This window comes from Brevibacterium sp. HMSC24B04 (assembly GCF_001806835.1).
GTDB classification, from domain to species: domain Bacteria; phylum Actinomycetota; class Actinomycetes; order Actinomycetales; family Brevibacteriaceae; genus Brevibacterium; species Brevibacterium ravenspurgense.
The window spans coordinates 92,765-106,051 of record NZ_KV786093.1; the positions used below are offsets into that span (position 1 = coordinate 92,765).

Annotated in this window: 12 protein-coding genes; 11 read left to right on the top strand and 1 reads right to left on the bottom strand. The window is 63.2% G+C overall.

Going from position 1 to position 13,287, the window contains the following annotated elements; translation table 11 throughout:
- Positions 1-47 precede the first annotated feature (47 nt).
- The 8 genes from HMPREF3092_RS06890 to HMPREF3092_RS06925 all read left to right on the top strand — a co-directional run bounded on the left by HMPREF3092_RS06890 (position 48) and on the right by HMPREF3092_RS06925 (position 7,826).
- Positions 48-821, top strand: a complete 774-nt coding sequence (locus HMPREF3092_RS06890) for a TenA family protein (protein ID WP_062020401.1) — start codon at positions 48-50, stop codon at positions 819-821.
- A gap of 177 nt (positions 822-998) precedes the next feature.
- On the top strand, positions 999-2,117 hold the full coding sequence (locus tag HMPREF3092_RS06895) for a GuaB3 family IMP dehydrogenase-related protein (protein ID WP_070424326.1): 1,119 nt from the start codon (positions 999-1,001) through the stop codon (positions 2,115-2,117).
- Positions 2,118-2,125: 8 nt separating this feature from the next.
- A complete protein-coding gene (locus HMPREF3092_RS06900; RefSeq protein ID WP_070424327.1) occupies positions 2,126-2,980 on the top strand; it encodes an SURF1 family protein in 855 nt (284 codons plus the stop codon).
- On the top strand, positions 2,977-3,456 hold the full coding sequence (locus HMPREF3092_RS06905; RefSeq protein WP_019176045.1) for a DUF3817 domain-containing protein: 480 nt from the start codon (positions 2,977-2,979) through the stop codon (positions 3,454-3,456). Before HMPREF3092_RS06900 ends, HMPREF3092_RS06905 begins: the two co-directional genes overlap by 4 nt.
- Before the next feature lie 73 nt (positions 3,457-3,529).
- Complete coding sequence (gene guaA, locus HMPREF3092_RS06910) at positions 3,530-5,119, top strand: glutamine-hydrolyzing GMP synthase (RefSeq protein ID WP_070424328.1); 1,590 nt, start codon at positions 3,530-3,532, stop codon at positions 5,117-5,119.
- A gap of 474 nt (positions 5,120-5,593) precedes the next feature.
- A complete protein-coding gene (locus HMPREF3092_RS06915; RefSeq protein ID WP_239233702.1) occupies positions 5,594-6,205 on the top strand; it encodes a biotin transporter BioY in 612 nt (203 codons plus the stop codon).
- A 15-nt stretch (positions 6,206-6,220) separates the two neighbouring features.
- Positions 6,221-7,018 (top strand): ABC transporter ATP-binding protein, encoded by a 798-nt coding sequence (locus tag HMPREF3092_RS06920; protein ID WP_070424329.1) that lies wholly within the window; start codon positions 6,221-6,223, stop codon positions 7,016-7,018.
- Positions 7,011-7,826 (top strand): energy-coupling factor transporter transmembrane component T family protein, encoded by an 816-nt coding sequence (locus HMPREF3092_RS06925; RefSeq protein ID WP_256174398.1) that lies wholly within the window; start codon positions 7,011-7,013, stop codon positions 7,824-7,826. Before HMPREF3092_RS06920 ends, HMPREF3092_RS06925 begins: the two co-directional genes overlap by 8 nt.
- A gap of 90 nt (positions 7,827-7,916) precedes the next feature.
- Here HMPREF3092_RS06925 and HMPREF3092_RS06930 read toward each other — a convergent pair whose 3' ends face one another.
- Positions 7,917-9,008 (bottom strand): glycosyltransferase family 4 protein, encoded by a 1,092-nt coding sequence (locus HMPREF3092_RS06930; RefSeq protein ID WP_070424331.1) that lies wholly within the window; start codon positions 9,006-9,008, stop codon positions 7,917-7,919.
- Positions 9,009-9,208: 200 nt separating this feature from the next.
- Between HMPREF3092_RS06930 and HMPREF3092_RS06935 the strand changes: the two genes are divergently transcribed.
- From HMPREF3092_RS06935 to HMPREF3092_RS06945, 3 genes are all read left to right on the top strand, one after another.
- Positions 9,209-9,769, top strand: a complete 561-nt coding sequence (locus HMPREF3092_RS06935; RefSeq protein ID WP_070424332.1) for a LemA family protein — start codon at positions 9,209-9,211, stop codon at positions 9,767-9,769.
- Positions 9,766-10,653: a tRNA pseudouridine(38-40) synthase TruA gene (gene truA, locus HMPREF3092_RS06940; RefSeq protein WP_070424333.1), complete on the top strand. Its 888-nt coding sequence runs from the start codon at positions 9,766-9,768 to the stop codon at positions 10,651-10,653. Before HMPREF3092_RS06935 ends, truA begins: the two co-directional genes overlap by 4 nt.
- A gap of 141 nt (positions 10,654-10,794) precedes the next feature.
- Positions 10,795-13,212 (top strand): bifunctional metallophosphatase/5'-nucleotidase, encoded by a 2,418-nt coding sequence (locus tag HMPREF3092_RS06945; RefSeq protein WP_070424334.1) that lies wholly within the window; start codon positions 10,795-10,797, stop codon positions 13,210-13,212.
- Positions 13,213-13,287: the final 75 nt, after the last annotated feature.

Genomic DNA, 13,287 nt, shown 5'->3' on the forward strand with positions numbered 1-13,287 from the left:
ACGCCATCTGCAATACAACAACTGAAAAACGACTGTCAGGAGACACAATGAGCGAATTCATCGCCGGCCCCCACAGCCGTGAACTTTGGGAACACGTCGAGCCCATCATCAAGGACATCGAAGCCCTGCCCTTCATCGAACAGCTCTCAGACGGCAGCCTCGACCCCAAGGTTTTCGTCCACTACCTGCTGCAGGACGAGGTCTACCTGGACGGCTACGGCCGTGCCATGGCGCAGCTGTCCAGCAAGTCCTCCCGCAACGACGACATGGAGTTCTGGGCCGGAGCAACCTCGGAAGCCGTTGTCGCTGAAAACGAACTCCACGAAGCCGTCTTCGCTGACGAGGTCTTCGCTCCGCTGGTCAAGGAAATCCAGCAGGAAACCGCGGGCACCCGCGGTCTGCGCCACGGTGAGCGCGGCTCCGATGAAGGCCGCGATGCCGAAGCCGTCATCGCCAGCCCCACGTCGCTGGGCTACGTGTCGTTTCTCATGGCAACGGCTGCCCTGCGCCCCTACCAGGTGGGTGTTGCCGGTGTCCTGCCGTGCTTCTGGGTGTACGCCCACATCGGCAAGGTGCTCATGAAGAAGGCCGGATCGAACCTGGAAGGCCACCCTTTCGCATCGTGGATCACCATGTACGACAGCCCCGAATTCGACGAATCCACCCGCGGAGCAGTCGCGATCCTCGAACGCGAAATGGAACAGGCCACCCCGGCCCTGCGCGCCGAAATGAAGGCCGTGTTCGAACAGGCCAGCCTGTACGAACTGCACTTCTGGGCCAGCGCCCACGTCTACGAAGACTGGACAACCCCCATGCCCTGACGGGCTGACTCTGATTCACGAGGCGCCGCTTGCCTGAGCCTGACAGGTTCGGGGGAGTGGGCACCGTGAATGGCGCTTGGGGTTGGCCTTCGCAGAAGGCTGACAGAGTGCGGGCCGCTGTGGTTCCGACCATGGCGGCCCGTATTCGTGTCAGAGCCCTGGGGTACCCTGGGACGCGTGAGCACAGAGTTGGAAATCGGCCGCGGAAAGCGCGGACGCAGGGCATATTCACTTGACGACGTAGCGGTTATCCCTTCGCGGCGCACCCGCGATCCTCGGGATGTCTCGCTCCAATGGCAGATCGACGCCTTCCAGTTCGACCTGCCCTATCTGGCTGCTCCCATGGACTCTGTTGTCAGCCCGGCAACAGCCATTGCGCTCGGCCGGCTGGGCATGCTCGGCGTTCTCGACCTCGAAGGTCTCTGGACTCGCTACGAAGACCCCCAGCCGCTGCTTGACGAAATCGCAGATCTTGACGACCAGCGCGCCACCGTGCGCATGCAGGAGATCTACCGCGAACCCATCAAGGCCGAACTCATCACCGCCCGCCTGGCTGAAATTCGCGAAGCCGGTGTGACGGTTGCCGGTGCTCTCACACCGCAGCGCACGCAGGAGTTTTACCAGACCGTTGTCGACGCAGGCGTCGATCTCTTCGTCATCCGCGGCACCACGGTCTCTGCTGAGCACGTCTCGAGCACCACCGATCCGCTCAACCTCAAGCAGTTCATCTACGAACTCGACGTCCCCGTGATCGTCGGCGGTGTCAGTGCCTACACACCCGCCCTCCACCTCATGCGCACCGGTGCTGCCGGTGTTCTGGTGGGCTTCGGCGGCGGTGCCGCATCCACCACCCGCCACACGCTCGGCATCCAGGTGCCCATGGCCACCGCTATTGCCGACGTCCAGGCGGCCCGCCGCGACTACATGGACGAATCCGGCGGTCGCTACGTCCACGTGATCGCCGACGGCGGACTGGGCTCCACCGGCTCGATCGTCAAGGCATTCGCCATGGGCGCTGACGCCGTCATGCTCGGCTCGGCGCTTTCCCGTGCAGAAGAAGCACCCGGCCAGGGCTTCCACTGGGGCGCAGAAGCCCACCACCCGGAACTTCCGCGCGGCCGCCGCGTGCACATGGGCACCGTCGCACCGCTCGAACAGCTCATCCACGGGCCGGGCCATTCGGCAGTCGGCGAAGTCAACCTCGCCGGTGCCCTCCGCCGCGCTCTGGCCACGACGGGCTACACGGACCTCAAGTCCTTCCAGCGCGTCAACGTGGTTGTCGACGCCGAAAGCTGAGGGGCTCCGTGCTTCGTCTTGCCCTGAAACCCAGATGGTTGGGATTCCTGGCACTCGTCCTGCTGCTGGTCACCGCCTTCGTCATGTTGTCCGCATGGCAGATTGACCGCGCCCAGTCCAAGAACGAGCAGGCCGACAACCCGGAACTCGCGGTGGCGAAGCCCTTCAACGACATCATGGAAGCCCAGGGGCCCATGCCGGGCTACCTGGCCGACCAGCGGGTCACCATCAGCGGGCACTTCCTGCCCGATCAACAGATCATCGTTGACGACCGCTACCTCAACCGCGTCAAGGGCTATTGGGTTGTGACAATGTTCGCCCCGGATGACCCCGAATACGCCCAAGCGGCTGACACGGACAACATCGAATCCAAGCCCACCGCCATTCCGGTGGTGCGCGGCTGGACAGAAGACCTCGAAACGGCCAAGGCGAGCACCGCCTCGGACGCGGACGTCACCCTTGATGCCCGCATAGCTCCCATCGAAGGCCCACTGGACACCAAGGACCTCCCCGAAGGAGTAGTCCGGTCCATTTCGACTTCGCAGATAGTCAACCTTTTCGACGTCTACACGTATTCGGCTTTCCTCTTCCCACAGGAAAAGCCGGAAGTCGGCATCGGCGGTGACCAGCTGTCCTATGTTCCCTACCAAGAACCGCAGGACGAAGGTTTCGATCTGCAGTCGGCGTTCTACGCGCTCGAATGGATCGTGTTCGCGGTGTTCGCCGTGTACATCTGGTTCCGACTGCTGCGCGACGAATACAATTCTCTCCGCCGGGAAGACCAAGCGCCCGTTGAATACGTGGTAGTGAAAGATGCCGGCGAAAAGCTGCCCCACACTCCCAAGAACGGAGACCCTCAGTGAGCAACGACCCCCAGCACGGCGGTGACCCCCTGGACCGTCGCCCGGACTTCAACGAGGACGACCCCAACGCGGTGTTCACCCTCAACCGCTGGCAGTCCGCCCGCAACGCACTGCGGTTCTACCGGATCATGGCGATCATCACCGGTGTCATGCTGCTGATCCTCACCATTGAGATGATCATCAAGTACCTCATCTGGGGACTCATGATGGGCGGCAACCCGGCAGAAGCGCTGACCTTCGGCAGCTTCAACGCAGCCGCGGCCGTCGCCATTGCACACGGCTGGTGTTACGTGGCCTACTTGATCGTGTGCTTCTGGCTGAACTCGCAGATGAAGTGGGGGCTGAAGAACCTCCTCGTCTTGGCGCTGGCCGGTGTTGTTCCGGTCATGTCGTTCATTGTTGAAGCGAAGATTCACCGCCGCGGCGAAAAGGAACTCGACGACGCTGTTGTCGTCGCGCCGAAATCAGCCGCCTGACCACTGCGAGTACCACCGCCTGACGGCCTCCTGCACCAGCAGGATCGCCTCTGCGAACGCTTAGGATAGAAGCATGACCCAGACCCCCGAAACAGGTACGGACGCCCGCCCCGTCCTCGTCGTCGACTTCGGTGCGCAGACCGCGCAGCTGATCGCACGTCGTGTACGCGAAGCCGGGCTGTTCTCCGAAATCATCGCCCACACCGCAACCGCTGCCGAATTCGCTGACAAGAAGCCGGTCGCCATCGTGCTTTCCGGTGGACCGTCATCGGTCAACGCTGAAGATGCCCTGTCGATCGACCCGGAAGTGTTCAACCTCGGCGTGCCCACGCTGGGCATCTGCTACGGCTTCCAGAGCATGGTGCAGGCACTCGGCGGCCGCGTAGCGCGCACCGGTGCCAGCGAATACGGCTCCACGGCACTCGAAGTCACAGAAGAGGGCGCTCTGCTGGCAGGTCTGCCTGCCGCACAGACCGTCTGGATGTCCCACCGCGACTCCGCCGAAGTCGCACCCGAAGGCTTTAAGGTTCTGGCCAGCTCCGCGGGTGCTCCCATCGCTGCGATCGAAGACACCGAGCGCTGTTTCGCCGGTGTGCAGTGGCACCCGGAAGTCATGCACAGCGAATACGGCAAGCAGACCATCGAGAACTTCCTGTTCAAGGTCGCAGGCCTCAAGGCCGACTGGTCAGCCGATTCGATCATCGACGAACAGGTTGCCCGCATCCGCGAACAGATCGGCACCAAGAAGGTCATCTGCGGTCTGTCCGGCGGTGTCGATTCAGCAGTTGCCGCAGCTCTTGTCCACCGTGCGGTCGGCGACCAGCTGACGTGTGTTTTCGTTGACCACGGCCTGCTGCGCAAGGACGAGCGCGAACAGGTCGAACAGGACTACGTGTCTGCAACCGGTGTGCGTCTGGTGACTGTCGATGCTTCGCAGAAGTTCCTGAGCGAACTCGACGGTGTCGAAGACCCCGAACAGAAACGCAAGATCATCGGCCGCGAATTCATTCGCACCTTCGAGCAGGCCGCTGCTGAACTCGTCGCGGAATCGCGCGAGGGCGAAGGCGAAAACATCGAATTCCTGGTGCAGGGCACCCTCTACCCGGACGTTGTTGAATCCGGTGGGGGATCGGGCACCGCGAACATCAAGAGCCACCACAACGTCGGTGGTCTTCCGGACGACCTCCAGTTTGAGCTCGTGGAGCCGCTGCGTGCGCTGTTCAAGGACGAAGTTCGGGCTGTAGGCCGTGAACTCGGTCTGCCCGAGGTGATTGTCGGCCGTCAGCCGTTCCCCGGTCCTGGTCTGGCCATCCGCATTGTCGGCGCGGTCAGCGAAGAGCGTCTGAGCATTCTGCGCGAAGCCGACGCCATTGCCCGCGAAGAACTCACCGCCGCAGGTCTGGATGACACCATCTGGCAGTGCCCCGTTGTGCTGCTGGCCGATGTCCGCTCCGTTGGTGTCGCCGGCGACGGCCGCACCTACGGACACCCCGTCGTGTTGCGCCCCGTGTCCAGTGAAGACGCCATGACCGCCGACTGGACCCGCGTGCCCTACGACACGCTGTCGAAGATCTCCAACCGGATCACCAATGAAGTCGACGAAATCAACCGCGTCGTCCTCGACATCACCTCGAAGCCCCCGGGCACCATCGAATGGGAGTGAGCGGGGTGTAGGCCTTGTGGGCATAAGCCGCACGTGACCTCCCGCCTCAGCACACTGCGCCGGCAAGCAATCGCTTGTCGGCGCAGTTGTGTTTGGGCGTGGGTGCGTTGGGTGCCAGCGCAAGCGTCGCCCAGCAAAACACCGGTTAGCAATGAATCCACCCGTTAGCCGTGCGGAGACTCCCTTTGGCCGGGATCTGCGCTTTAGCAGTAACTGCTAAGGGGTGTTTTTGTTGCTAAGGCGTGGGGCGGTGCCCAGCCCCGCAGGTGTTGGCCCAGCCGGGCACGCTTCGTACGGTAAAAACACCGGTTAGCAACGGATCCACCCGTTAGCTGTGGGCAGACTCCCGTTAGCCGGGATCCACGCCTTAGCAACCACTGCTAAGGCGCAGATTCATTGCTAAAGCGTGGGGCGGTGCCCAGAACAAGCCAGCCGATTTCTTCGCCTGAACAGTGTTCAGGTACGATGCTCCTCATGACTTCCACCAACGTTTCCGCGCCGCAGACCGGCGCCCGCGGGCAGGGCATTTCTGCCGGCCTGTCCGTTGCCCTTGTCGCCGTGTTTGCGGCGCTCATCTGGGTGTTCGCACTCGTGCCGCCGATCCCGGTTGGCCCGGTCGGCGTCCCGATCACCCTGCAGACCCTCATGCTGGCATTCACCGGCATGGTGCTGGGCCCCACCCGCGGCTTCATCGCCGTGCTGCTCTACCTGGCCCTGGGCTTCCTGGGTCTTCCCGTCTTCTCAGGCGGACGAGGCGGAATCGGCGTTCTCGCCGGACCCTCGGCTGGCTTCATTCTGGGCTTCCCGTTCTACACGCTGCTGTCCGGCTGGGCTGCTCGCTTTGCCTACCGCCGTTTCTCCGGTGCAGGACGAGTCGTCATGATGATCCTCGGCTCCCTGCTGACCGCATCGGTGCTTCTGCACTTCATGGGCATTGCCGGCATGTCGATCAACGGCGGCATCCCGTTCGGCGCTGCCACGGTTGCCGACATGGCCTACTGGCCCGGTGACGTCATCAAGACCACCGTTGCAGCACTCCTGGCAGTCATGGTCCTGCGAGCCTTCCCGGTTCTCGCACGACGCTGATTCCACTCGACGCTGATGGCAAGCATTGTCTTCGACGGCGCCCACGCCGCTGTTCTTGATTCCGCAGAAAGCGGTCCAGAGCGCCAATGGCGCACCCTCGCAGGCCCTTTCACCTGCGAAATCAAAGAGCAGCGCGTGGCCGTCATCGGCGCCAACGGTTCGGGCAAGTCCACGTTCCTGCGGATGATCAACGGCCTGACCCAGCCAACGTGGGGCAGGGTCGCCGTTGACGGCAAGGACACCGTCGATGACGGGCGCGCCGTACGCCAAAACGTCGGCTTCGTGTTCACCGACCCGGCCGCCCAGCTGGTCATGCCGACCGTCATCGAAGACATTGAACTCTCGCTCCGACGCATAAAGAACAAACGCGAACGTCGCGAACGATCGCTTGCCGTACTCGACGAACTCGGCCTGACCGGACTAGCCGACCGTTCGGTGTACGAACTCTCCGGTGGACAGCGCCAGCTGGTGGCGCTCGCCTCCGTCCTCACGGTTGAGCCCAGCGTCCTGCTGATGGACGAACCGACAACACTGCTCGACCTGACCAACCGCACACTCCTGCGCGACACCCTGGACGAACTTGCCGAAAATCGTGGCGTGCAGATCATCACCACGACCCACGACCTCGAATTCGCCGCCGATGCCGAACGTGCCCTCGTGATTGACGACGGGCAGATCGCATTCGACGGTCCCGCCGACCAGGCCATTGCCCACTACCGGGAAGCCGCAGTGTCAGCCGCCCGCAGCACCCACAGCCGCAGCACCCGCAGCCGCAACACCCCGCACAACCCCGACCCGCACGGCGATGACTGACGAACACAAGGGGAGTGGCGCCTCGTCAGCAAGTGGCGCCTCGTCAGCAAGTGGCGGCTCGTCAGCCAGCGCTGACCGGGCGCACGCAGCCAGCCCAGCCGACCCAACCATCCCAACCCGCCAACCCCGCATGATTCCGCAGTCGGCCATGCCGAAGCCGCGCACGGTTCAGCGGCGTCGCGGTGAGTTCCTCGGCGTGCGCTGGTCGATTCCCGGCTGGCTGCACCGCACGCCGGCGTGGGCCAAAGTGATCGCCCTGGTGCTCACCAGTCTGCCCGTGATCGTCGTGCGCGACGCCTGGGTCAACGGGGCGGTGTTCGTGCTCATCGTGCTCATTGCACTCACCGCGCGCCTGCCGCTGGGCAGAATCATCCTGCCGCTGGTGCGCATGTGGCCGGTCATGCTGCTTCTGGTGGTCGGCAACCTCATCTTCACCGACGTGCCCACCGCCGCCCGAGTCACCACAGCCATGCTCGCCGGTGTCATCGGCGCGTCCGTGCTGATCCTGACCACCAGCATCAGCGAACTGCTGCTTGTCTTCACTGCAGCAGCCAAGCCCTTGGGGTGGGTGGGCGTGCGCCCTGAAACGGTGGGCCTTGCCGCAGCGCTCACCATCCGCAGCGTGTCCTACATTGCCGACCTCGTGGGGCTTGCCGCAGACTCCGCTCGCGCTCGCGGGCTCGAAAGATCACTCCGGGCGCGCTCCGTGCCGGTCGTGCTCGGCACCGTGCGCTACGCCATCGACACCGGAGCCGCACTCGAGGCCCGCGGCCTGGTCGAAGAGCCGGGCGGCACCTCGGGAGACTAAGTCTGCAACCTCCGGGACCGGGGCCTAGGCCCCGGAATTCACGAGGAGCCGGTCCGCGACACACACCTCAGCACACCGCCGAGGTGCCGGTCACCGAGCGTGCGCCAGGTTTTCGTGTGCGGCGATCGCCTGTGCGTAGTAGCCGATCAGCTGCGAGCACACGCCGCGCCACGTGCGGGACTCAACTTCGGTCCGGGCGGCCTGCGCGAAGGCGCGGCGCTTGGCATCGTCACCCAGCAGATCCAGTGCACGGTCACGCAGACCCGCAACATCGCGCGGCGCGTAGAGCCAACCGGTGCGGGAATGATCAACCAGATCCAGCGGGCCGCCGCGAGCCGGTGCGATCACCGGAACACCGGAGGCCATTGCCTCCTGAATGGTCTGGCAGAACGTTTCAAACTCACCCGGTGCAATGCACAGGTCAAAACCTGCAACCGCGCGGGCCAGAGCCTCACCGCCGAGGAAGCCTGTGAAGTGCGCGTTCGGCAGTTCTGCCCGCAGTCGGCCCATGAGCGGACCTTCGCCGATGATGACGATCTTGGTGTCCGGCACATCGGCCAGCACCCGCAGGTTCTCCACCTGCTTTTCCGCGGCCAGCCGACCCACGTAGCCGATGATCTTCTTCCCACCGGCCACCGACTGTCGCCATTCCTCGCACCTGCGGTCCGGGTGGAAGCGGGCGGCATCGACGCCTCGGGCCCACTTGGCAATCCGGTCAACACCGTGCGATTCCAGCTGCTCGATCGTCGGGGTCGACGGCGCCAGAGTCATGGTGGCTCGGTTGTGAATATTGCGCACGTGGCCCCACAGCATGGACTCCACGCCGGTCAGCCCGTAGCGAGCCGCGTAGGCCGGCACTTCGGTCTGATAAACCGCGACCGAGGGGATGTTGAGCTCCTGGCAAGCCTGCACCGCACGCCAGCCCAGCAGGAACGGGGAGGCGATGTGCACAACATCGGGCGCGAAATCAGCCAGGATGCGGCGAATGCGAGCCACACCGCCGGGCGCTACACGCAGCCTTTTGTAAGCGGGGAACGCCAGTGAGGGAACGTAGACAATCGGCACGCCCATGTACTCACGCGGGCCGCCCATCCGGGTGCCCGGAGCAATGACGAGGGCTTCGTAGCCGCGTTCGGTGATGTGCTCAATCGCCTTGAGGAGACTTCCGACAACACCATTCATCTGGGGCAGAAAAGTTTCAGCAACAATCGCAACTCTCACAGTTTGAGGATCGTCCACACAGGTGGCCCCCGAGGTACGCCCAGAACACTCGAAGGTGAACTTTCGGCCACCATTCCGGCGAGTTCTTTCCGGCGCCTGGTGCTGCCGATAGCATGAGTGAAGCCCGCACGGCAGGCCAGACGGCAGACAATGGAGGCGCAATGGCTGAGATCATCCTCGTGACCGTTGTCGTTGTCCTGTGCCTGGGTCTGGCCTACCTCCTGTACACCCGAGGTTCGCAGCTGCGGTTGGCGCTTGACCTCGTGAGTGAAGCCCGACGGCAGCTGGACCAGGTGCGCACCGATCGGCACGCTCTCGTTCCCGAGTACCTGCGCATGGCGACCGCTCATTCGGAGCAGGACGAGCACCACCAAAAAGCTGTGCAAGATGCCCTGCGGAGGGCGAAAACCGTCAAAGACGCTTCCGAAATCGGCCAGGCTGAAGAGCGTTTGACGCACGCGATCGATGCGCTTGCCATCGGACTTATTGAAGTCGACCGGCACCGCCAGAGCCTGGGCGCGGCAATCGACCTGCACGCGCAGATGCGGATCATCGAAGGGCGGATCGTCTCCGGAATCCGCTACTACAACCTGGCGGTTGCCAAATACACCGCGCAGCGGCGCCAGCCGACGGCTGTTGTCCTGCGGGCCGCCTTTCCGGCGCTTGAGCCCATGGAGTACCAAGACGTCGAAGCGGAGCCCGTCGTAGAGTTTCGTTCGTGAGGTTTCGACTCGATCTTGGATATGACGGCACCAACTTCCACGGGTGGGGAGTGCAGCCGCAGCTGCGCACCGTCCAGGGAACACTGGAGGAGGCGCTCGCTTTGGTCTGCCGCACGCCCGTGCGCACTATTGTTGCCGGACGCACCGATGCGGGAGTGCACGCGCGCCGGCAGGTTGTTCACCTAGACCTGGGCGAGCCTGAAATCGCAGCACTCGTGGGGCAGCGCCGGGCTGATCGGGACGGCAATCCGCGCACGCCTGAATCCGCCCTGGTCAGCCGGCTGCGCGGTGCGCTGACCCGGTTGGACGCGCACGATGTCGTCATTCACGGGGCCTCGGCGGTCTCAGATGATTTCGACGCGCGCTTCTCGGCACAGTGGCGGTCGTATTCCTACCGGCTGGCTGATGACGATTCGTTCTTCGACCCGCTGCTGGCCGCCGCAACGGTCCGCCACAAGGGTGTTCTTGATGCTGACGCCATGGCCCGGGCGGCCGCCGGGCTGTTGGGTCTGCACGACTTCCTGCCGTTCTGCAAACCCCGCCCGGATTCCACGACCATCCGCACGCTGCAGCAGATCTCGGTCGGCCGCGATGCCGACGGGGTGATTGTCTTCCGTCTGCGCGCCGATGCCTTCTGCCACCATATGGTCCGCGCGATCGTCGGCGGCCTCATTCGGGTGGGCACGGGGGTGTGGTCGGCTGAGTACCCGGCTGAGCTTCTTGAGCACGCCAACTCACGAGGTGAAAGCCCGGAACCGCTCTACATCGCCCCCGGGGCGGGGCTTGTGATGGAAGAGGTGGGCTATCCGCCGGAGGCTGAATGGGCTGCGCGGGCGGCGCAGACACGGGCCCGGCGAAGCTCGGCTGAGCTGGGCGAAAGCTAGTGGGCGACGCGGCCTCTTTACGAACAATCCATATGGAATTCATGCAAAAGTCCCCAAAAAGATCTCAGATTTGTAACACTGTGCTCAGACCTTTTTCAGAAACGCGCGAACAGCGCTGAATCAGAAGCTTAAGGACTGAACATGCTCAAAGCACGCCGTGCGCTGTACGGAGGCGCTGCCGCCGCCGTACTCGTCGCACCTCTCGGCGCAATGCCGGTTTTTGCAGAAGCCCCGGAGGGCACCAAGCTCCAGGTACTGGGAATCACTGACTTCCACGGACGCATCGCCGACCCGGATGGTCAGGCAATGGCCTCGACGGTGGAAAACGAACGGGCGGAGGCTGAGGGCAGCTCGGTTCTGCTGTCCGCTGGTGACAACATCGGTGCAAGCACCTACGTTTCGTCTTCTCAGAAAGACGAGCCCACGATTGACTACCTCAACGCTCTGGGGCTCGACGCCTCGGCAATGGGGAACCACGAATACGACCGTGGCTTCAAGGACTTCAGCGAGCGCGTGCTGGCTGGCGAGCACAAGGCGGAGTTCCCGCACCTGGCCGCGAACGTCTACAAGAAAGGCACCAAGGAACTTTCCGAAGGTGTCAAGGACTACGAAATCATCGAAAAGGACGGAATCAAGATTGCCGTCATCGGTGTTGTGACGCAGGAAACCGCAAGCCTCGTCAGCCCGTCGGGAGTCGACATGCTTGACTTCGGCGACACCGCCGAAGCCGTCGAGCGCACCTCGAAGAAGATCGCCGAACTGCCTGAGGGTGAAGCCCCGGACGTCACAATCGTCCAGGCACACGTCGGCATGAGTGAAGCCGCGGCGGGCGACAGCTGCGATGCTGCTCTCGGCAAGAGCAAGGAAGTCAAGAGCATCCTCGATGCCGCTGACGATTCCGTTGACGCATTCTTCCTGGGCCACACCCACATTCCGGTCAACTGCACCTACAAGAAGGGCGACAACACCGTCCCCGTCATGCAGGCCGGTCAGTACGGCAAGAACGTCGCGGCGGTCAACCTGACCTCCAAGGGCGACGGCAGCTGGACCGTCGACAGCCAGGAGATTCTCGATACCAAGGGGCAGGAAGCTTCGACTGAGATCACCAACAAGACCGGCGAGATCATCAAGGCGGCTACCGAAAAGTCGCAGGAAATCGGCAAGGAAGTCGCCGGTGAGATCGACGAAGACATCACCCGCGCTTTCAAGGACGGCAAGGAGGACCGCGGCGCCGAATCGACCCTCGGCAACCTCGTCGCCGACGCACTCAACGAGGGCACCGGGCTGTCGCAGCTGGAAAAGTCGGACTTCGGCATTACGAACCCGGGTGGTCTGCGCACCGACCTGAAGGTTGACGACATCTTCCAGGATGAAAAGCCGGGCGAAGTCACGGTTGCTGAACTCAACGAGGTTCTTCCCTTCGCCAACGACCACGGAGTTGTCTCGCTCAAGGGCTCCGACGTCATCCAGCTGTTCGAAGAGCAGTGGCAGCCCGAAGGTTCTAGCCGTCCGTTCCTGCACCTGGGTATTTCCAAGGAACTCGAAGTCATCTACGACTCTGAAGCTGACCGCGGAAAGCACGTTGTGTCTGTCAAGGTGGGCGGTGAAGACATCGACCCGGACAAGACCTACCGCGTGGCCACCCTGTCCTTCCTGGCAGCCGGCGGTGACAACTTCAGCGCTTTCGCCAACGGCAAGTTCGAACAGTCCGGTCTAACCGACTTCGAAATCTGGGAAGCCTACTTCAACGCCCGCCATGACAAGGGTGAAAAAGTGAAGGCCGACAAGGACGAACGCCAGGCTGATGCTGCGCTGGACGTCATGAAGAACGGTGATCTCGAAGTCTCCATCAAGCACCCGTCGAACAAGGACGATGCCTTCGAAATCAAGGCAGGCACCACCGAGGAAATCAGCGTTCAGTTCACGGCCAAGAAGAAGATCGAGGGCCCGCTGCAGCTGACCCTCGACCTGCCGAAGGGTGTTTCGGTTGATCTTGGTGACTACGCCGTCAAGGGCAAGAAGAACGTTGCACAGTTCGACTCGGTTCCCGAAGGCGAATCCGAAGTCAAGTTCAAGGTGACCGCCTCGAAGGACGCTGGCAAGAAGGACGAACCGAAGGCCGGCGGCAAGGTTGACGGTGCCGACGCTGCGAGCGAAGGCAAGGCAGACGAAGGTAAGGCCAAGCCGGTGAAGGGTCCGAAGATGACCGCCACCCTCATTGCTGCTCCGAATGCCGGATGGTGGGACAACAACCCGCTGCCCATCGGCGGCAAGGTTGAAATCCCCGTGAACGTGCTTCCTGCTGACGCGCCTGCTGAGGACGAACAGCCCGAAGATGGCGGCAAGGACAAGCCTGAGGCCGGTGACAAGGACAAGCCCGAAGCCGGTGACAAGGCAAAGCCTGAAGCTGGTGACAAGAAGCCGGGCGCAGCTGCTAACAAGCCGCTGCCGCGTACGGGTACTGAAGTCGGCCTGGCTGCCGCTGCGGCAGTTGCGCTGCTGGTGACCGGTGCTGGTGCACTTGCGCTGAGCCGCCGCAAGAACGCAGACGTGCGTTGAGCCTGAGGTTCTCAACGCGCTGACGTTCTCAGGCGCAAACGCTTCGGCGGGCAGTTCCCACAGGGGAACTGCCCG

Bases quoted from the DNA above. Each gene is read 5' to 3' on its own strand.
- HMPREF3092_RS06890 (WP_062020401.1), top strand. From the start codon at position 48: ATGAGCGAATTCATCGCCGGCCCCCACAGCCGTGAACTTTGGGAACAC.
- guaA (WP_070424328.1), top strand. From the start codon at position 3,530: ATGACCCAGACCCCCGAAACAGGTACGGACGCCCGCCCCGTCCTCGTC.
- HMPREF3092_RS06915 (WP_239233702.1), top strand. From the start codon at position 5,594: ATGACTTCCACCAACGTTTCCGCGCCGCAGACCGGCGCCCGCGGGCAG.
- HMPREF3092_RS06920 (WP_070424329.1), top strand. From the start codon at position 6,221: ATGGCAAGCATTGTCTTCGACGGCGCCCACGCCGCTGTTCTTGATTCC.
- HMPREF3092_RS06925 (WP_256174398.1), top strand. From the start codon at position 7,011: ATGACTGACGAACACAAGGGGAGTGGCGCCTCGTCAGCAAGTGGCGCC.
- HMPREF3092_RS06930 (WP_070424331.1), bottom strand. From the start codon at position 9,008: ATGAATGGTGTTGTCGGAAGTCTCCTCAAGGCGATTGAGCACATCACC.
- HMPREF3092_RS06935 (WP_070424332.1), top strand. From the start codon at position 9,209: ATGGCTGAGATCATCCTCGTGACCGTTGTCGTTGTCCTGTGCCTGGGT.
- HMPREF3092_RS06945 (WP_070424334.1), top strand. From the start codon at position 10,795: ATGCTCAAAGCACGCCGTGCGCTGTACGGAGGCGCTGCCGCCGCCGTA.